The organism is Sorangiineae bacterium MSr11367, from assembly GCA_037157805.1.
Classification (GTDB): Bacteria; Myxococcota_A; Polyangia; order Polyangiales; family Polyangiaceae; genus Pendulispora; species Pendulispora rubella.
The window spans coordinates 10,658,382-10,676,249 of record CP089983.1 but is presented as its reverse complement, the minus strand read 5'-3'; the positions used below and the strand labels follow the sequence as shown (position 1 = coordinate 10,676,249).

The window sequence follows — 17,868 nt, the reverse complement described above, 5'->3', positions numbered from 1 at the left end:
GCACGGTGGGCCCCCATGTGAACCATCATGGTCGCACATCGTGAGGTTCACATCGACGGAGTCCGCATCTTTTACCGCGAAGCCGGACCCGAGGGCGCACCCGTGATTCTGCTGCCGCACGGTTATCCCTCGTCGTCGTTTCAATATCGCCACTTCATGCCCGCGCTTGCTGACAGATGGCGCCTCATCGCGCCAGATTATCCAGGCTTCGGCTACAGCGATACGCCGGATCCAAGTCGCTTTTCGTACACGTTCGACGGCTATGCCCACATGCTCGATCAGTTCGCGACGCGACTCGGGCTCTCCCGGTATACGCTTTACCTTCACGATTACGGTTCGCAAATCGGCCTGCGTCTGGCCATGAAGGCGCCGCAGCGCATCGTGGCGCTCATTCTCCAAAATGGCGACATTTACGAAGATCAGCTCGGCCCGAAATACGATGTCCTCAAGGCCTATTGGAAGAATCCGACGCCCGAAGGCCGCGCCGCACTGACGGAGGCGGTGAGCGAAGCCGGCTTTCGCGACGAGTTCGTCGGTGAGGTCGCCCCGCATCTCGTGGACCGCATCAGCCCCGACCTTTGGAAGCTGTCCTGGTCCCTGATGCGCGAGCCGCGGCGCCGGGAAATCATGGTCGGCTTGATGGAAGGCCTGAAGGACAACCTCGGCTGGTTTCCCAAGTACCAGGCCTACCTGCGCGAGCACCGCCCGCCGACGCTAATCGTGTGGGGCCCTCAGGATGGATACATGCCCGAGGGCGCCGCACGCGCCTACCTCCGTGATGTGCCCGATGCCGAGCTGCATTGGCTCGACACCGGGCACTGGGCACTCGAGACGCACCTTACCGAGGTTGTATCCCTCGTACGGGATTTCCTAGGCCGGGTGCATCACCGCCTAGCGTGACATTCGATTGAACCGTGTCAGGTTTCGAATGACTTGGTGCTGGAACCCGCGGCAGCGGGACGAACCGGCGAGACCGGCGCGATGTGCGATCCAGAAAGGCAGGATCGTCATATCTCTGGCGATCCTGCCGTTGGGGACAGGCTAAGGCGCCGGCCTCGCCGGGATTGTCCCGCTGCCGCTGCTCGCCTGCAAACGACCCGCGAGTCCGTCACAAATCCATCGACTTTTGCGTTATTGCGCAAAGCAGAGCGCGCCGCCGCTACCGGGAAAGCACTGAATCGAACGGGATGCCGTATCCGAATGGCCAGCACCATCGGACACGGTCAACTTGGCGGCGAACGTGGTGACCGACGATACGGAATAGGCATGCGTCGTGGAGACGCCGGTCGCATTTTTTCCGTCTCCGAAGTCCCACGCGTACGAGGTGGCCCCGCCCGTCGAGCTCGATCCATCGAAGGCGCACGGTTTTCCGAAGTTGGCGCATGTGACGTTGAACGACGCGGTGAGGGGATCGGGCTCGTTGTTGATCTGAGCCTTTACCCAATCGCCCATGTCGTTGTTCAACCGACCGTAAACGCTGTACCAGAAGAAGTCGCTGCGGCTCCAGGAGGCCACCCCGACGATCACGTTGTTGACGAGGAAGGGGCCGCCGCTGTCCCCTTTGAGAATGCTGATCCGGCCATCGTTGTAGCCGGTGCAAATCATGGTTGCTTCTTTGAACCCGGCCCCCACACCGTTGCAGTTGTCCGGCTGGACGACGGGAAGGACGGCCTTTTCCAGGGTGACGTCGCGGCTGGTGTCGTTTTCGTCCTTCATGCCATAACCGAGGCCGTACCCTTCGTTGCCCGGTTTGTTCAAATCCGTGTCTGCGGAGGTGGCGACTTTCGGGTAGACGTACCCCGGCGGCACCGGAATGTCGTCGGCCACCGTGGCGATGGCCACGTCGTAGCCTTGGTCGAAGTTCACGTATTTGGGGTGCTTTTTGTAGTCGACGACGGCCGTACGAAAGCCTCCTCCGGCGTTCAAGTCATCGAGTCCGTAGAGGTAGCTCTTGTCACCCGCCGCATCTTTGCAGTGGGCCGCCGTCAGGATCTTGCGCGGGGCCACGACGGATCCCGTGCACGATTGGCCCTGCGGGCGAGAACCGCCTGCGCGAAGTCCGGCGATGATGAAGGGGTAATCCTTCACGGCGACCTTCGTGCCGCCGCGAAATTCCTGCTCCGATTGGCTGATCTCCTCCTCCGAGACCGCCGCGGAGCTGCAGCCGGCGCCCATGCTCATGATGGCCGCCGCGCCCAGGAAAAGCTGAAGATGATTGCGCAATTTCATGTTCTTGACCCCTCTCACTGGGAACCGCGGGCGGTGGTTACGGCTTTGTAGGCGTTGATGATGCCGCTTCCGAACGTATTGTTCGGAATCGAGGAACCGGAAACGCCGCCACAGGATTGGCTCGACGTTTTGGGCGTGGCGGTGGAGGTGACGAGCCGCGTGAGCTCGTCGACTTTGCCGTGCAAACTCGGGACGGCGGAAAGGATCAATGCGATTTCCCCGGCGACGTGCGGCGAAGCCATCGACGTACCGCTCATGCTCGAATAGCCGTTACCGGGATACGCCGAGCGGATGGAATTCCCGGGTGCGGAAACGTCGGGCCCGAGCTTTTGGTCCCATTTCGACGGACCTCGGCTGGAAAACGATGCAATGGCCCCATTGCGGTGATCCACCGCGCCGACGGAGAGAACTTCGGGGCTGATGGTGCCGGGTTGATCGATGATCGTTCCACATCCCGAACCGGAGTTTCCGGCGGCCGCCACGAAGACGATGCCCGCAGCGCGAACGGACTTGAGGACGTCGACGAGTTCATTGCCCCGGCAGCCTTCGCTCGCCGTGCATCCCCATGAATTGTTGATGATGTCGGCGGCCTTCGACGGATCGGCTTTGTCGGGCTGGCCCGGCGGGTAGGGAGCCATGAACCATTCCGTGCATTCGATGTAGGTCGAGGCTTTGCCGACGTTTTCATCCATGTTGCGGCAGCCTATCCATTTCGCGCCAGGCGCCATTCCAATTTGATTTCCTGCGCCATCGTCGCCGACCATGGTTCCCACGGTGTGCGTGCCGTGGCCTTGGTCGTCGCACGGGGCGGCGACGTCGTAGCCGCAGGAATTGCCGGTGCTGGAACCTTTGTGAATGGCATCGTGCCAGCTGAACGTGTGATCCGCCGTGGTGCCGTTCCATCCGCGGTAATGCGGTTTCAGTGTGGGGTGCGTCCAGGCCACCCCGGTATCGGAGCTGCCGATGACCACCCCCGCACCCTTCACATTCAGCTCGTTCCATACGCGGGTCGCCCCCGTGTAGGTGATGTTCGCCTCGATGGCGAGGCTCGCGCGAGGCTCGGATTCACTCACGGGATCGCCGCTGGGAAGGTCGTCGCGGCGTATGGGCTTGTCGAGCATGAGCCTCTTTACGTCCGTCCGGGCGGCGAGCTTTCGCAGAAGGCTCGGGTTCGCATTCTCCACGAGAACGGCATTGACGATATGGAAGGAGCGTCCGGTGGCGCCCTGCTCTCCAAGCCATTGGAGCAACGGGGCTTGGGTGGCTGCGGCGTGTTCCACGAGCGACTTGTGCACGGCGGCCACGCGTTCGGTTTTGCCGGCCGCGCGTTCGCTCGGCGAGAGATCGGCCGATTCCTTCAAAAAGACCAGAATGGATGAAGGCGCATGTCCGTCGACCATGGCCGATTGGACACCGTCGCTCAAATCAGCGGTCGGTGTACCTTCGGTTTCATTCATCGGATCACTGCAGCCGATGAACACTGCCACGATGGATATCAAACTAGCACCGAAGTGGATTCGTTTCATGGAGTTCGCCTCCCGAGTTGGCATCATTGGAATGGAGCGCCGGCGTCGTGCCGGCGGCACGTCCAGCGCGATGTGCCGACGCTCCCTACGGATTCGAATACGAGCACGTCATCCGCAAGAACATCCGCAGCACTCCGGGGTGCTCACATCTCACCCGCCGCGAAGGTTCCCGAGCGAACTCGTGGTCGCGAAGTCAATAGCATGGGCAAAGTGGTATTACGAACCAATTTCGTGGACACGAAATCTTTTTTAGCGAAGGCCCTAGTGATGAGTTACGACGCATGGCAGTATAGGAGCGTGAACTCGCCAACGACATTGGTCCTCTGGGATATCGATATGACCCTCGTCGAGCTGCCGGGGCTCGGCCGCAGCTGGTACGAGCGGGCGTGGCTCAAAGTGCACGGCCGCGAATTGCTCCATCATCCCACCTTGTCGGGGCGGACGGAGAGGTCCATCACGACGGAGCTTCTCGCGAGCCACGGTGTGGAGCAGACCGAGGAATTCATCGAGCGAATGTTCGCCGCGCTGGAAGCCGTGGTGGCCGAGGACAGTGCCACCCTCGCCCAGCGCGGGCGGGTCTTTCCTGGGGCCGAAGAGGCCTTGGTGGCCTTGGGGGCCTTGCCCGGTGTGGTGCAGTCGCTGGTGACCGGCAACCTGCCGTCGATTGCCGGGCACAAGCTCGTTCCCTTCGGCTTGGATGTCCATTTGGATTTCGAAATAGGCGGCTACGGATCGCTGTCGGCCCACCGGCCGGATCTGGTGGGCGCGGCAATGCGCAATGCCGCGCGCAAGCATGGTGCGCCGTTCGCCGCCGAGTCCGTGGTTGTCATTGGCGATACCCCCCACGACGTGGCGGCGGCGTTGGAACATGGCGCGGTTGCCGTTGCGGTGGCCACCGGCGTGTTCTCCGAGGAGGAGCTGCGCGCGTCCGGTGCCCACGTGACCTTTCCCGAGCTATCGGACACGAAGGCGGTGTTGGCGGCGATTCTCCGTCAGACTTAGGCGGCGCGTCGGCCGAGCATGTCCAGTGCGGCGGCGAGGCCCGCCGCATCGCCGGGCGCGATTTCCACGCCCGCCACGGCGAGATCGATGAAACCGGCTGCGCGGTGGGTGGCCACGACGGGCACGCCCAGCCAGGCGGCGCGTGCGACCTCCGGCGCGTGGCTCTCGCACCAGGAGGGGGCGACGACGACGTCGATGCCGTCGAGGCGCTCGATCTCGGCGCGCGTGGCCACGCGGATGCGCGGATGCGCCAGGAGATCGGGCGGGTCGAGCCCTTCGCCGGCGCGCACGACCGCCGTCCAACGTGGTTGCGCAGCCAATGCCGCGCGCAGCTCCATCGTGCCGTTGCGCGCGGTGGCCAAGCCGGCCAAGAGCATCACGCGATGCATGTTCTGACCATTGCCCGCACGGCGCGTGGGCATCGGTCCCTCCGGGGAAGGGAGCGCGCGCAGGCGCGCCGCCGGAATACCCCGCGCCATCAATTGCTCGCGCGCAAAGTGGCCGCGCACGTGGATGACGTCGGCCAACACGTATTCCGCTTCTTGTCGCGCTACCATGGATGCCGGTGCGCGATAGCGACGCAAGAATGCGCAACGAGGGTGCACGAGCGCGGCCCGATCGAGATCGGCGTGCATCGGCCGGAGCATGGGCAGATCGTGCATCAGCACAGTGCGGAGCCCCCGTCGGCGCGCCTCCGCGAAGGTGCCCAGTGCCCCGCAGGTGGGCGCCGTGACCTCGGCGCCGGTCTGCAACGTAGCCTCCAGCGTGCGCGCAGCCCACGCGTCGGCCCCGCGCCGGGCGGCAAAGCGCGCGGTCATCCGCCTCCCTGCGTCCGTTCCGGCGAGGGCGAGAAGCACACGCTCCCATTTCGAATGCAACGCCGTCACGGTCGCCTCGCGCATTCGTGAACGCCGCACGTAGTGCATCCGCCTCGTTCATCGCGGGTCAGTAGCCGTTTGCGGTTGCGTGCAACCACGGTGCTCTCGATGCATTCGCCGCCCGCACGCCGAATGACGTCGCGCACGATGCGGTTCTCCCGGAATACGCCGGAGCGTCGCAGGTACGTGCGGTCGTCCAACGTGTGCAATTTGCAATCGTACGCTGCAGGCGAGCGCGCATGCACCGCCAGGCGCAGCGTCCCGTGGGCGATGCGCACGCTCAGACGTGCGTCGCCTTCCCGCGGAGCAATGCGCAGGTCCACATGTGGCCAGAACACGGTGGCATCGATGCCCCACACGGTGCCCGGCGCGGGCGGAATGGCCTCCATCGAGTGCCCGTGGCGCTCGAGAACGAGCCAGCCCAGGGTGAGCGCCATTTCGAACAGCGCATTCGACAACAGACAAAGCCCGCCGCCGACGGCTGGAACGACGCAGCCCCCGCGAAGCTCCATACCCTCGACGAAGCCGCGTCGCGCCGATGTGCGACCGAGGGCGCGCCAGAACGAAAGAGGGGCATGCGGCGCCAGCACGAGGCCATCGAAGTACGGTGCGGCCAGCGCCAAATTCGTCCTCTTACCCGCCTCGAGGCGCGGGTTGGCCTCCGGATCGAGCCGCGCGATGCGTACCGTGCGCTCGTAAATCCGATGAGGGTAGGTGATGCCGTCGTCCGCGGCGCCGAGGCCTGGACGGGCCCACTTGGACGGTGCAGTGGACCACCGTGCCACACGTTCGGCCTGGCGCAGTACGAGGCGAAGGCGGCGAATGGGCTCCAGCACGCTCCATCGTACGCGCGATGGCGCGTTCACATTCCCCCCGTGCCGAGCTGTCGAACGTTGCATCTCTCCTCGATCCATCTCCTCAGTCCATCTCCCGATCCATCGGCGCACGACGCGATTCGGTTGCGTTCTACGTATCGTCTTCATCCGCGCCGGGTGGACGTGAAGGTGTCCAATCAAGGCCTGCGGCCGAACCGCACACTGAGGCATTTTTGTCAGCCTTCATCCGTTGTTTGTGCGGTTCGCGCATTGGCGCTACACAGTCAGGAACGGGCCTGGAACGTGCGATACAGGCCGTTTCAAAGGCGAAGCAGTGCCGTAGCGGGGGGCTATTCCTAAGTTTCGAGGACCACTCCATGAACAACGGCCGTGAAGATCTAGCCGACCCAAGCAGAGCGGATCTGGAGAAGGCCTCCCCATCAGGGGACCTCGAAGATCGCATTCACTCCCTCGATGCCGAGGTCGGACGTGGCGTCATTCCGACGACGTTCCGCGTACTCATCGAGGCCATCAAGGACTACGCGATCTTCATGCTCGATCCCCGCGGGTACGTGGCCACGTGGAACCAAGGGGCCGCTCGCATCAAAGGCTACGCTTCCTACGAGATCATCGGCCGGCACTTTTCACGGTTCTACCCGCCGGAGATCGTGGCTCAAGGCGTGTGCGACATGGAGCTCGAGGTCGCCGCCCGCGATGGCCGCTTCGAAGACGAAGGTTGGCGTTTGCGCAAAGACGGTTCGCGGTTCTGGGCCAACGTGATCATCACCGCACTGCGTGACGACGAGGGCACCCTGGTGGGCTTCGCCAAGGTCACGCGCGACTTGACCGAACGCCGCAAGGCCGAGCACGACCGAGTCGAGCTCGCCCGCATGCAAGAGGCCAGTCGGCTGAAGGATCAATTCCTCGCCACGATCTCGCACGAGATTCGAACCCCACTCAATGCCATCTTTGGGTGGGCGTCTCTCTTGAAAACGTCGGCCGACGATGTCGCCACCGTGGAGAAAGCCGCCGAGACCATCGTGCGCAATGCCGAAGCGCAGATTACGATCGTGGACGATATGCTCGATATGTCGCGCATCGTCACCGGCAAGTTGCGTATCGAGGTTGCCCAAGTGGACTTCGCGCAAATCGTGGCCGACGCCCTCGAGGTCGTCCGCCCCGCGGCCGATGCGCGGGAGGTCGGGCTTCACGCCGAGGGCATCGAGCGGCCTTTCGTCCTCGTGGGCGATGCCGTCCGCCTGCAACAGATCGCGTGGAACCTCATGTCCAACGCGGTGAAGTTCTCCAGTCGCGGGGGATCGGTTCACGTGCGTCTCTCCCAGGAGAACTCGAACGCGGAGCTTCGCGTCCAGGACGATGGTCGCGGCATCGCGCGCGATTTTCTTCCCTACGTTTTCGAACCTTTTCATCAAGCCGAGCACGGGCCCGCGCGCCGGGTGGGGGGCATCGGTCTCGGTCTTGCGATTGTGAAACATATCGTCGAGCTGCATGGAGGTAGCGTGTCCGCCACGAGTGAAGGACCCGGTCAGGGAGCAACGTTTACGGCAACGTTCCCGATTCGCGCCGTCGTGCCCGCGCAGATTGGCGCACCCCGTGCACAACCGGCCGCGCCAGGGGTGTCGCGGTCCGAAGCCGCATCGCGCCTCGAAGGGGTGCGCGTCCTCGCCGTGGACGACGATCCGGACGCTCGCGAGATTCTGCAGGCGCTTTTCCGGGCGCGGGGCGCAGTCATCCGACTGGCCGCCTCGGCAGCCGAAGCCCGTGAGGCGCTGTCATCCTTCCATCCGGATATCATCGTCAGCGACATCGGCATGCCCGGCGAAGACGGATATCAATTGATGCAAAGTGTGCGCGCTCTGCCGAAGGAACAGGGCGGGAGCCTCCCGGCCATTGCCCTCACCGCGTACGCATACCAGGAAGACCGGCGCCGCGCTCTCGCAGCCGGGTTCAACTACCACCTGGCCAAGCCCGTAAACCACGAGGATCTGCTGCGCGCAGTCGACAACCTCATCAAGGTCGCCGGTGTCCGTCGCCCGAGCCTCTGACGTTTTGCGTGCGAGTTTTGCGGCGAGGTAACGTGCGTGGCCCTACGTAGTGGGTCATGCTTCCTAGCACCATGATAAGTCGGGCCGGCGTTGTCATGTTTTCCGTGTTGCTCTGCAGTGCATGCGCAAACACGACGGCCACGGCCCCGCCGCCCACCAGCGGTGCGGCCGAGGATCCGTCCCTCGTGCGCATCCAGCCGAACCCGACACCGGAGAGTCCTCCGAAGCCGCTGAGCATCTCCCTGGAGTCGAGGCGGGACATGCTTCGCTCCTGCCTCCAAGGCAGCAGCGGCAAGGTCAACGTCATGGTCACACGCACCGAGAACACGGTCCATCTGGGCTTCGCGCCGGACGTATCCCTCGACCCCACCATGCGCCATTGCCTCCTGGAGACTCTCTCCACCGTGGACCTCGAGGAGGTTGGCGGCAACGTCGGCGGCACCACGATCAAGCCCACGGGATATACGTCGGTCATTCAGGTATCGTGGTAGTCGCTATTCGTTGATTCGATAATTGGATATCGCAAAATTTGGCCATGGCGGTTGGCGCGATTCTCCGTGCCGCTCCAATGGTGACGGTGCCGACACGATCCGCACGCGACGAGTGTCACGTTCGTAACGATGGGCGGCCTCGCGAGCACTTCGTGAGATGGTGCGCGCGCGCATTCGACTTCTTCCATATTTCGATTAAGAAAGCGGAACGAGTCGGATAACCCTCACCCAGAGGAGATCCCTGCCATGAAGCAGCTCATGCCGTTTACCTTCTTCGCGCTGTTGGTCGGCTGCGGTGGAGGCTCCAGCTACGTACATTCGGATGCCGCGTTGGGCCGCGTGGTCGTTTATCGCAATGGTGTCGCCTATTTCGAGCGATACGCGAAAGTGGACGAGGATTCGCTCAAACTCGCCGTGCCCGCAGACAAGGTGGACGACTTTCTCAAATCGCTCACCGTGGTCGATGTCAAAACGGGAAAGCCCGCCCCCGTGGCGTATCCGACGAATGCGTCGAATGACGGCACGGGCCTCATCGACATGAAAATCGGCCTTCTCGGGCCGGGCCCCCACCGGGTGCGCTTGTCGTACGTCACCGAAGCCCCTGCATGGAAACCGAGCTACCGAGTGGTCCTGGGGAAGGGGGGAAAAGTGGATTTGCAGGCCTGGGCCATCGTCGACAATACGTCGGGGGAGGATTGGCGCGACGTGAAGCTCGGCGTGGGCTCGAGCTCCGCCATGTCCTTCCGCTTCGACCTGCGCTCCCTCCGCATGGTCGAGCGTGAGACGCTGCAATCGAATGACTTGTTCGCCGTCGCGCCCCCGGCGGGCGGATCCGTCTACGGAGACAGTGCCCCCGATGGACAGAAGAAGGTTGCCACGTTCAGCGACGAGACCATTGCCGCGGGCGGGGCAACGCCCGTCACGCCACCCAATCGCACGGTCACCGCCGTCGCGGCGATCGGTGATGGCATCTTGAGGGGCAAGGTTCTGGACGCGACCAGTAAGAAAGGCCTGCGCGATGTCGTAGTGACCCTCACGTCGCCCGCGATCCAGGGCGAGCAAATCGTAACGACCGACGCGTCAGGTTCGTACCAGCTGAGGGCCGTGCCGCCGGGCACGTACACGCTGCGTCTCGATCGAGAAGGCTTTCGACCCTACCAACGGGACCAAGTCCAAATAGGGACTGGCGTGAATGTCCGTCTCGATGCAGACCTCCTGCCCGAGGGCCTCAAGGCCGAGGAGGCGGTTCTCACCGCCCGCTCGCCAACGGTCAATATCGGATCGAGCATGGGCGGCTCCGCCTCCACGACCATGGGAAGTCCGAATGGCGATGTCACCCCGCGTGCACCGAAGTCGAATGGCGCAGCGCCGCAAAGCCCCGAACCGCCGCCTGCGCCGCCGCCGCCCAGCCCCGTCGATGCGTTGGCGCAGCGAATGAATCGCACCGGCAATACGAATCAATTCGTCATCGAAGGTTACGCCGATCCGAAGGACGCCGACAAAGAGCGCGCAGCGTTGGATCGCGCCAACAAGGTGCGCGATCAACTCGTGCGCCGCGGGGTCGATCGGGGGCGCTTGATCGCGATTGGGAAAGGAGACGTCGATGGCCCCAAGGGCGGGGTGCGCGTCCTCGAGAAAAACGCCGCGGGTGCCGCCGACAAGCCCAGGCCGGCCGAAGGCGCCGCCACGGCGGATCCCATCGGCATTTCGCATTTCGAATCGGGCGTGACCATGAGCGTGCCACGCGGCAGCAGCGCCATGGTGTCGATCCTCAGCGCGCCGACGGATGGCGAGGCCGTTTATCTTTACGATCCGGAGAGCCCGCGGGGGAATGCGTCGTTTGCATTCAAGGCCGTGCGCATTCGGAACCCGACGGACTCGGCGCTCGAGAGCGGCCCGGTCAGCGTCTTCGGTGAGGGCCGTTTCATCGGGGAGGGCATCTCCGAGCCCATTCCACCGCGCACCGTCGCCTTCGTCCCCTTCGCGCTCGACCGGCAAGTCGTGGTCGAGGCCAAGAACGACGAGCGCGACCAGATCGCGCGCGTCCTGACCGTTCAACGCGGTGTCTTCTCCGCCGAGGTGGAGCACACGCGTCGCTCGACGTGGACGTTGCACAACCGATTGGGAGAACGCGCCGTCGTCTACATTCGTCACACGGTGCCCAAGGGGTACAAGCTCACCTCGAATTCGCTCGCGCCCGTGGAGCGCATTGGCGGGGCCAACCTCTATCGAATCGAGCTCGGGCCGGGAGCAAAACAGGATATGGCGGTGGACGAGCAAACGCCGGAATTCAAGACCATCGACGTGCGCACGGCGGGCGGAATGGATCTGGTGCGCGTGTTTCTCTCGTCATCCGCCTTGGAGGGACCGCTCAAGGCCGAGGTCTCCACGCTTCTCAAATTGCAGCAGGATATCGGCAACATCGAACAACGCATCTCCACCGTACGCGATCAGATGCACGAATATCGGGCGCGCATGGACGAGCTGCATGCGCAAGTCGTCACGTTGCGTGCGGTGAAAACGGCCGGCTCTCTGATGCAAAGTCTCGAGCGCAAGTTGCAGGAGGTGGGCGATCATCTCTCGAAGAGCACCGTCGAGGTGGTCTCCCTTCAAGAGAAGCTGATGGTTGCGCGTGTTCGCTTCCAGGATGGCGTGGCGGATTTGACGCTCGAGAAGAAAAGTACGAATGCCAATGCGCAAAATGGGAAGCTGAAATAGCGATTCGCTAGCACGGTTTTCGCTAGTGGGTTATTACCATGAACACCGCTAGAGTATCCCTGTTTGCCATTCTTCTCATCGTTCCTGCTTCCCTGGCCATCGCCGGCTGCTCCGCCGAATCGGACGTAGCCGCCGGCGGAGATCGCGGTGCGAGCAAGGTCTCGGAAGGGGAACTCTGCAACGCCGTGCCCGCATTCGTGGGCTCCTACGCATGGCACGGCGAGGGCGCGAGCGAGTTCGGCGAGCTCGAATCGCTCTCCCTCGCCGCCGACGGGAGCTACACCGCCATGGTGGAGGCGTCGCTGGTGGACCCGAACATCCATTGCGTCGCCTTTCCCTGCACCGTGCCCGAGGCCGGCAAGTGGTGCGCCGACGAGTCGGCTGGCGAGCTCCAACTTCGCCCCGAGGGTGGGTCTTTGCGCACCTCCTCGATCACCCTCGAGCGCGGCACACTGGAACTGGTCCGCGGCGCCACGACGAGCGTTCTCGTCAAAGAGGAAGTCGCGCCCGCGTCCTGCGCCGCCGTCCTCTGCCTCGCCGGCGACATCTGCACGGTGGTCAACGGGGAAGCGAAGTGCGTGGCTCCTTGATCGAGCCGCACTTGCCCCCGTCGTGATTCCCGCAGCCGGCCTTGTCGCCGGCTACCTGCTCGTCCGCGGCGAGTTTTGCGCCCGCCTGCGCGCTTCCGAAAGCGGCCGCGGCACCGATGATTCCCATGACCGCCGAGATCGCGAGCTTCTTTCCAAGGTTCATATCGTTGTCCTTTCGAACGAGTAGGCGGCGATGCCGCCGCGCGTGACGTTTTTTTTTCGGTCACGCTCCGGGGACCTCCTGCCTAGACGTCGCAAGGAGGTTTCATGTTCATCCGAAAAGCCCTTACCGTTCTCGTCGTTGCCAGCAGCGTGCTCGGCATTCCCGCGGTGTCGTTGGCTGCGGGGTCGCCCCCGTGCGAGCTGCGGGAACACCACATCGTCTCCGTGGAGCCGTACCGTCCAGAGGAACGCTTCGGTCGTGCCTCGCTTCCCGTGCTCCGCGGCGCCCGCATTTACGTGCAGGCCGAGCCCGGTCTTACCGCGGAGTGGTTGCGCCATTCCTTGGCCGGCCATCTCGCTGCCCAGCAGTCCGATTGCGCCCTCGACGTGGACGGCCTCAAGGTCGATGTCGAATCGGCCGGTTCCGGTTTTCGCGTGACCCTCAGCTCCCCCGACTCCGAAAGGAGGGGCGAGGAGATTCTTCGTCGTGCGCGCCGGCTGGTCGGATAATCCAAACCATGGACGGAGGAGAGCTCGACGCGCTGATGGCCCGCCTCGCCGATGGCGATCGTTCGGCGTTCTCGTCCGTGTTCAAGCACCTTTGGGGACCGGTCCTGCGCTTCTGCACGAGCATGTTGAAAAACGAGGCCGACGCGGCGGACGCCGCCCAACAGGCCATGCAAAAGATCCTCGAGCGCGCATCGGATTACGATCCGCACCGTCGCGCCATGACCTGGGCTTTTGCGATTGCCGCGTGGGAGTGCAGGACATTGCAACGCCGGCATTTCCGTCGCAAAGAAGTGCCGGACGTCGAGCCGGAGGTGGCGGGCGCCCACGCGGAAGAGGCGTTCGTCCAACGCGACTTGGAGCAAGCCGCCGTGGCGGCACTGGGCGAATTGTCCGACATGGATCGCGACGCCCTGGCAGCGACCTTTTGGGACGAGGCACCGGCGGTCGGGGGAAGCACGCTTCGCAAGCGACGCGAGCGCGCGCTCGACCGCCTTCGAGGCGCATTTAGGAGGCTCTATGGACTCGATTGATCTCGATCGCATTGAGCGGCGTGCCCGCATGCGCTACGAATGGGCACGCGCATGGCGCGCCATCCTCGGCTTTGCGCCCGTGTGGCTCGTCGTTGGGCTGGCGTGCGCCTTCACGCATCGGCCCTCGTGGGCGGCCGCGTTCGGCGTGGGCGCCTTCGTCATGGGGGCGGTCATGCTCTGGTACGGTCGCGACGTGAAGCGTGCCGTGCTTCCCGGGCTTGCCGCCGGCCTGGTGCCCATGCTCTTCGCGCTCTGCGCGAACCACGTGCAGCACGTATGCACCGGCGGTGCGTGCATGACCCTGTGCATGCCCGCCTGCGTCGTGGGCGGCATCGTCGCGGGCGTGGCCATCGCGGGCATCGGGCACCGGCGCCGCGCCGGCCTCGGTTTCTGGCTCGGAGCCTCGGCGATGACCGTTTTGGTCGGCGCCATGGGTTGCAGCTGCATCGGCTACTCGGGCGTCATCGGCCTCGCGCTGGGCTACACCGCGGGGATCGTGCCCGGTTCATTGCGAAGAATGTTCAGCGCCTGAGTGGACCCGCCGTGCGAAACTCGGCACCGATGGCTGCCAAAAAGAAGACGCTTCGTTCGCCCATTTTGCCGAAAGATCTCGCGTCCCAATCGCCGGACCGGCTCGACACGCTCGATCTCGATGGCTCCCTTCTCGAGAGTTGCGACCTCGCAAATCAGCGAGGTGACTACATTCGCTTCGACGGTGTTCGCGTCGTCGGCGGTGCGATGAACGACACGAAGCTCACCCGCGTCTCGTGGCTGGACGTCGTGTGCGAGCGGTGCACGCTCTCCATGATCGACTGGCCGGCGGCCAAGCTCACCCGCGTTGAATTCCAAGGATGCCGAATGACGGGCGGAAAGCTCGGCGAGGGAGAGCTCGACGACGTTCGCTTCGCCGAGTGCCATCTCGACTTTGCGTCCTTCGCGCGAGCGCGCTTTCGTCAGGTCGTCTTCGAACGGTGCCGCATCGCGGAGGCCGACTTCAACCAGGCAGACCTCACGGGCACGACGTTCATCGATTGCGAGCTGCACGGCGCGGATTTCACGCGCGCCAAGCTCGATGGCGCGGACGTGAGCCGCTCGACGCTCGGCGAACTTCGTGTCGACGCCAGGGACCTTCGCGGCCTCGTGGTGAGCCGCGAGCAAGCCGCGGCTCTTTCCCGGTCGCTTTTGGGCCTGGTCATCCAAGACGCATAACCGTCCGCGCCTACTCTGCGGAGAATCCCCAGATCGTCCGAATGGCACCGTCCTGGACCTCGAAGACGGCCATCATTTCGAACGCCGTTTCTCGGACACCCCAAATCCGCTCGTGATCGAACACCTTGTTCCCGAGCACGGTGCGGCTTATCAACTCCGCCTTCAGCGCCGGGCGGTTGAAGCGCTCGCTCGCGTAGAAGTCTGCAAGTTGGCATTTGCCGACGATCGCTGGATCGGGCGAGGGCGGACGGAAGACTTTGACGTCTTCGTGGAAATTGGCGAGAAAGTCGTCGAGGTTGCGGCGATTGTAAGCATCGAATTGTCGTTGGACGACTTCCAGGGGCGAAAGCATGGGAATGGACCTTTCTCGTGCGTCCTTCGTGTAAAGCGATTGTTTGCCAATGGCCACGGACCTTTTGGTGCCCATTGTCGGCTTGGCAAGGCAGGCAATGGCCGAGAGCATTGCGTCGGCCACTCGCGGCGACAGTTGCTTGGAAATCTTAGAAAAAAAACGCTCGCGCGGGTCGAATCTCGTACCGCTACAACGGGCGGCGAATTTTACTTGGAATCATCCGGCGGAGCGAGTTGATCGTCGAGCCATTGTGTAAAGACGCGGGCCCCTCGTTCATTCAGGTGGAGACCGTCGGCAAAGGAGCCGTCGTCGATCCCGGCGAGCTCCGAAGCATCGAGGAAGCGGTCTCCCGGAGCCGAGGCGAGTTCACGATGCGCCGCCTCGACGTAGCTTTGGTACGTGGCACTGGCTGACGCGGTGGCCCGCGCCCGGGATGCGAGCGGCATGGCCACCCAGACGATTTTCGCGCCGCGCGAATGGGCGTTATCGCGCATCGCGACGACGAAGCGCGAGAACGAGAAGGTCGATCCAGTGCGGCGTTTCTCCAGCCGAGAATCGATATCGTTCCACGAGGCATCGGCCATGCGCCGGAAATCGGCGTCGGCGCCGAAGGGATTCGCGGAGGCGGCATTCTTGTCCGCGGCCAACCCACGCCGGGATATCTCCAAGCGACCTTGAACCAACGGTGCATATGCCGCGAGGGGAACGTGCTTCATCAGGAGAAAGCGCGCCACGTCGATGGGCTGCTCCTGGGGGCGCGGAAAGAAGAACGACAGATCGCTGGTGTTCGCCCATAGAACCGACACCAAGCGATTTCCCTGGATATCGTCGATCTTCACGGCATCGTCGACGAGCTGGGTCGAATACCAGCCGTAAACCACCGTCTTCGGTTCCGTCTGCGCGAGGACGCGCCGAAGCGTCACGAAATTTTCCAGAGGCGTCGTGGCGCCAATCGCAGCGTTGAAAACGGAAGGTCGTGACCGCGTTCGAACGCCGTTCCGATACCCGGCCGCGAGAAGGGAATTGCCAATCAGCACGACCTCGGGCCGAGCCGCCCCGAGCGAATGCATCATCTGTTCCGGAATGAAGTGACTCCGGGCGTAGCGAGGAACGGTCACATCGAGCGCAAGCAACCCGAACGCAAAGATGGCGTAGGGAGCGAATCGGGCGAGTGTGGGAGGAGCCATGTCGACCTTGCTAGAAATCGATGTAGATGAATTTCGCGTTGCTGCCGCCGAACAAGTAAATCAGCCCGAACAAGAAGGCCCATAGAAGGCCGAGTGCGATTCCGCCAGGCGCAGTGGCGGCGTTGGGCGCAGCAGGTGCAGCGCCGAAAAGTACGTCCAATCGCTCTTTGGCCGCAGTGAGGATGTTCGTCATTTCAACCCCGTAATGCGCCCCAGCGCAAAGAAGGCCCGGGAGGAGTCCATGCAGAAGAATGCCCACCCTAGATTGACGAGAACGAAGGTCAGCGCCCAGCTAAACAACGTCCAGCCGGTATTCCCTTCCAGCTCCGCAGGCCGGACCTTCCGCCAAAATCGATGACCGACGAGAAGCACGCCGTGCCAGAGGCCCCATAGGAGAAAATTGAGGCCGGCGCCGTGCCATAGGCCGGAAACGGCAAACGCGATCAGCGTATTGACCGCGGTGCGCCTTTCCGTCCCCCGTGAACCGCCGAGCGGGATGAAGATGTAGTCGACGATCCAACGGTACAAAGATATGTGCCAGTGACGCCAAAAAGAGGTTATCGACGTTCGGAAATAGGGGTAGTCGAAATTCTCCGGAACCTCGATACCGAAGATGTAGCTCGAGCCAATGGCCACGTCGGAATATCCGCTGAAGTCGAAATATATCTTGCCGCCATAGCAAAATATCCACGCGGCAATCTGCCAGGGCGGTGCGCTGAACAACGCTTCGGTGTTGAGTTTCGACGAAAAGACCGAAAAAGTGTCGGCGACCGCGTGCTTCTTGGCGAGACCGACCAGAATGCGGGTCACGCCACGGGCCATGAGGTCGGGATCGAATCGGGCGGTTTCGATCTTTCGTCCGAAATCTTGATAGCGCTTGATGGGCCCGGCCACCATCGTCGGAAAAAAGAGGATGAATGCGGCATACCGCGAGGCGCGCGCCGGCTGCAGTTTGCCCGTATGGATATCGGCCGCGTAGTGAATGAACTCGAACGTGAAGAAGCTGATGCCTAGCGGAAGAAACAATCCCTTCACCGGTGACCACGGCGATTCCCCGAATGGTCCGGCCAAGGTGTTCCGCACGCTGATGAAGAAATTCGTATATTTGAAAACGAATAGAATGATGATGGCTTGGGCGATCCCCCAAATGCACCACCACGACCGCGCGCGATAGAATCGCGACGTCACCATCTCCAGGGCGAACAAGCCGAGGCACGCGGCGGGAATCCAGCCACCGAAGTACTGATACGAATAATAAATGAAGAACGAAGCTCCCGCGAAGGCGATGGCCCATTCGCGGACCACCCCCGATGCGCGGTGAAAGACGAGCGCGGCCGGCAAAAGGAAGAGAATGAAGTAACTGAGGTCGTTGTAAATCACGCTATCTCGTCTGCATGGCGGGCCGCGGTGTCGCGTCCGTCATCTTGCGTTCCGTAACTCCAACCCGGCGCGAAGTACAGGACTAACTGGCACGGCTCTTTCCCCAGCCCGTGCGCTCGACGTGCGCACATTCAGGCGCTGGATGCTGCGCGGTGCACAGGATGCCATTTCGGAAACATGTCGGTCATGTGTGGTCAGATCCTTGAGCTCGCGGGTTGGTGGT

19 protein-coding genes are annotated in these 17,868 nt (G+C 63.2%); 10 read left to right on the top strand and 9 right to left on the bottom strand.

Going from position 1 to position 17,868, the window contains the following annotated elements; genetic code table 11:
• The first annotated feature begins 27 nt into the window (after positions 1–27).
• Positions 28–900, top strand: a complete 873-nt coding sequence (locus LVJ94_41250) for an alpha/beta hydrolase (protein ID WXB03318.1) — start codon at positions 28–30, stop codon at positions 898–900.
• 231 nt (positions 901–1,131) lie between these two features.
• Here LVJ94_41250 and LVJ94_41245 read toward each other — a convergent pair whose 3' ends face one another.
• Together LVJ94_41245 and LVJ94_41240 are read right to left on the bottom strand one after the other, a co-directional pair.
• Positions 1,132–2,229 (bottom strand): trypsin-like serine protease, encoded by a 1,098-nt coding sequence (locus LVJ94_41245; protein ID WXB03317.1) that lies wholly within the window; start codon positions 2,227–2,229, stop codon positions 1,132–1,134.
• Between the two features lie 14 nt (positions 2,230–2,243).
• Positions 2,244–3,755: a S8 family serine peptidase gene (locus tag LVJ94_41240; GenBank protein WXB03316.1), complete on the bottom strand. Its 1,512-nt coding sequence runs from the start codon at positions 3,753–3,755 to the stop codon at positions 2,244–2,246.
• A gap of 297 nt (positions 3,756–4,052) precedes the next feature.
• Here LVJ94_41240 and LVJ94_41235 point away from each other — a divergent pair, with 297 nt between their 5' ends.
• Entirely contained in the window at positions 4,053–4,757 is a 705-nt protein-coding gene (locus tag LVJ94_41235) for a haloacid dehalogenase-like hydrolase (protein WXB03315.1), read from the top strand.
• On the opposite strand, the gene LVJ94_41230 is transcribed toward LVJ94_41235, so the two are convergent.
• Both LVJ94_41230 and LVJ94_41225 read right to left on the bottom strand, forming a co-directional pair.
• Complete coding sequence (locus LVJ94_41230; GenBank protein ID WXB03314.1) at positions 4,754–5,659, bottom strand: hypothetical protein; 906 nt, start codon at positions 5,657–5,659, stop codon at positions 4,754–4,756. The two genes, LVJ94_41235 and LVJ94_41230, sit on opposite strands and share 4 nt — an antisense overlap.
• Complete coding sequence (locus LVJ94_41225) at positions 5,641–6,471, bottom strand: VanW family protein (GenBank protein ID WXB03313.1); 831 nt, start codon at positions 6,469–6,471, stop codon at positions 5,641–5,643. The genes LVJ94_41230 and LVJ94_41225 overlap by 19 nt, the downstream gene beginning before the upstream one ends.
• 356 nt (positions 6,472–6,827) lie before the next feature.
• Between LVJ94_41225 and LVJ94_41220 the strand changes: the two genes are divergently transcribed.
• From LVJ94_41220 to LVJ94_41205, 4 genes are all read left to right on the top strand, one after another.
• On the top strand, positions 6,828–8,516 hold the full coding sequence (locus LVJ94_41220) for an ATP-binding protein (GenBank protein ID WXB03312.1): 1,689 nt from the start codon (positions 6,828–6,830) through the stop codon (positions 8,514–8,516).
• A gap of 56 nt (positions 8,517–8,572) precedes the next feature.
• The gene (locus tag LVJ94_41215) at positions 8,573–9,007 is read left to right on the top strand and encodes a hypothetical protein (protein ID WXB03311.1); all 435 of its coding nucleotides are present in this window, start codon (positions 8,573–8,575) and stop codon (positions 9,005–9,007) included.
• Between the two features lie 246 nt (positions 9,008–9,253).
• A complete protein-coding gene (locus LVJ94_41210; GenBank protein WXB03310.1) occupies positions 9,254–11,725 on the top strand; it encodes a carboxypeptidase regulatory-like domain-containing protein in 2,472 nt (823 codons plus the stop codon).
• A gap of 38 nt (positions 11,726–11,763) precedes the next feature.
• Complete coding sequence (locus LVJ94_41205; GenBank protein WXB03309.1) at positions 11,764–12,315, top strand: hypothetical protein; 552 nt, start codon at positions 11,764–11,766, stop codon at positions 12,313–12,315.
• Here the strand turns inward: LVJ94_41205 and LVJ94_41200 are convergent.
• Positions 12,284–12,478 (bottom strand): hypothetical protein, encoded by a 195-nt coding sequence (locus LVJ94_41200; protein ID WXB03308.1) that lies wholly within the window; start codon positions 12,476–12,478, stop codon positions 12,284–12,286. The genes LVJ94_41205 and LVJ94_41200 overlap by 32 nt on opposite strands.
• 104 nt (positions 12,479–12,582) lie before the next feature.
• Between LVJ94_41200 and LVJ94_41195 the strand changes: the two genes are divergently transcribed.
• From LVJ94_41195 to LVJ94_41180, 4 genes are read left to right on the top strand one after another with little or no spacing between them, the layout of a single operon-like run.
• On the top strand, positions 12,583–12,987 hold the full coding sequence (locus LVJ94_41195) for a hypothetical protein (protein WXB03307.1): 405 nt from the start codon (positions 12,583–12,585) through the stop codon (positions 12,985–12,987).
• 8 nt (positions 12,988–12,995) lie between these two features.
• On the top strand, positions 12,996–13,517 hold the full coding sequence (locus tag LVJ94_41190; GenBank protein ID WXB03306.1) for a sigma-70 family RNA polymerase sigma factor: 522 nt from the start codon (positions 12,996–12,998) through the stop codon (positions 13,515–13,517).
• On the top strand, positions 13,504–14,049 hold the full coding sequence (locus LVJ94_41185; GenBank protein WXB03305.1) for a hypothetical protein: 546 nt from the start codon (positions 13,504–13,506) through the stop codon (positions 14,047–14,049). Before LVJ94_41190 ends, LVJ94_41185 begins: the two co-directional genes overlap by 14 nt.
• Positions 14,050–14,078: 29 nt before the next feature.
• A complete protein-coding gene (locus tag LVJ94_41180) occupies positions 14,079–14,726 on the top strand; it encodes a pentapeptide repeat-containing protein (protein ID WXB03304.1) in 648 nt (215 codons plus the stop codon).
• Positions 14,727–14,736: 10 nt separating this feature from the next.
• On the opposite strand, the gene LVJ94_41175 is transcribed toward LVJ94_41180, so the two are convergent.
• The 4 genes from LVJ94_41175 to LVJ94_41160 form a co-directional block, all read right to left on the bottom strand.
• The gene (locus LVJ94_41175; protein ID WXB03303.1) at positions 14,737–15,078 is read right to left on the bottom strand and encodes a nuclear transport factor 2 family protein; all 342 of its coding nucleotides are present in this window, start codon (positions 15,076–15,078) and stop codon (positions 14,737–14,739) included.
• A gap of 206 nt (positions 15,079–15,284) precedes the next feature.
• Positions 15,285–16,265 carry a hypothetical protein gene (locus LVJ94_41170; protein WXB03302.1) on the bottom strand — a complete coding sequence of 327 codons (981 nt, stop codon included), beginning with the start codon at positions 16,263–16,265 and terminating at the stop codon, positions 15,285–15,287.
• 10 nt (positions 16,266–16,275) lie between these two features.
• Positions 16,276–16,458 carry a hypothetical protein gene (locus tag LVJ94_41165; GenBank protein WXB03301.1) on the bottom strand — a complete coding sequence of 61 codons (183 nt, stop codon included), beginning with the start codon at positions 16,456–16,458 and terminating at the stop codon, positions 16,276–16,278.
• Positions 16,455–17,645 carry an MBOAT family protein gene (locus tag LVJ94_41160; protein ID WXB03300.1) on the bottom strand — a complete coding sequence of 397 codons (1,191 nt, stop codon included), beginning with the start codon at positions 17,643–17,645 and terminating at the stop codon, positions 16,455–16,457. Before LVJ94_41160 ends, LVJ94_41165 begins: the two co-directional genes overlap by 4 nt.
• Positions 17,646–17,868 lie beyond the last annotated feature (223 nt).

Excerpts from the sequence above, each read along its gene's own strand:
- LVJ94_41250 (WXB03318.1), top strand. The coding sequence starts at position 28 with ATGGTCGCACATCGTGAGGTTCACATCGACGGAGTCCGCATCTTTTAC.
- LVJ94_41245 (WXB03317.1), bottom strand. The coding sequence starts at position 2,229 with ATGAAATTGCGCAATCATCTTCAGCTTTTCCTGGGCGCGGCGGCCATC.
- LVJ94_41240 (WXB03316.1), bottom strand. The coding sequence starts at position 3,755 with ATGAAACGAATCCACTTCGGTGCTAGTTTGATATCCATCGTGGCAGTG.
- LVJ94_41230 (WXB03314.1), bottom strand. The coding sequence starts at position 5,659 with ATGCGCGAGGCGACCGTGACGGCGTTGCATTCGAAATGGGAGCGTGTG.
- LVJ94_41220 (WXB03312.1), top strand. The coding sequence starts at position 6,828 with ATGAACAACGGCCGTGAAGATCTAGCCGACCCAAGCAGAGCGGATCTG.
- LVJ94_41215 (WXB03311.1), top strand. The coding sequence starts at position 8,573 with ATGCTTCCTAGCACCATGATAAGTCGGGCCGGCGTTGTCATGTTTTCC.
- LVJ94_41210 (WXB03310.1), top strand. The coding sequence starts at position 9,254 with ATGAAGCAGCTCATGCCGTTTACCTTCTTCGCGCTGTTGGTCGGCTGC.
- LVJ94_41205 (WXB03309.1), top strand. The coding sequence starts at position 11,764 with ATGAACACCGCTAGAGTATCCCTGTTTGCCATTCTTCTCATCGTTCCT.
- LVJ94_41200 (WXB03308.1), bottom strand. The coding sequence starts at position 12,478 with ATGAACCTTGGAAAGAAGCTCGCGATCTCGGCGGTCATGGGAATCATC.
- LVJ94_41195 (WXB03307.1), top strand. The coding sequence starts at position 12,583 with ATGTTCATCCGAAAAGCCCTTACCGTTCTCGTCGTTGCCAGCAGCGTG.
- LVJ94_41190 (WXB03306.1), top strand. The coding sequence starts at position 12,996 with ATGGACGGAGGAGAGCTCGACGCGCTGATGGCCCGCCTCGCCGATGGC.
- LVJ94_41185 (WXB03305.1), top strand. The coding sequence starts at position 13,504 with ATGGACTCGATTGATCTCGATCGCATTGAGCGGCGTGCCCGCATGCGC.
- LVJ94_41180 (WXB03304.1), top strand. The coding sequence starts at position 14,079 with ATGGCTGCCAAAAAGAAGACGCTTCGTTCGCCCATTTTGCCGAAAGAT.
- LVJ94_41175 (WXB03303.1), bottom strand. The coding sequence starts at position 15,078 with ATGCTTTCGCCCCTGGAAGTCGTCCAACGACAATTCGATGCTTACAAT.
- LVJ94_41170 (WXB03302.1), bottom strand. The coding sequence starts at position 16,265 with ATGGCTCCTCCCACACTCGCCCGATTCGCTCCCTACGCCATCTTTGCG.
- LVJ94_41165 (WXB03301.1), bottom strand. The coding sequence starts at position 16,458 with ATGACGAACATCCTCACTGCGGCCAAAGAGCGATTGGACGTACTTTTC.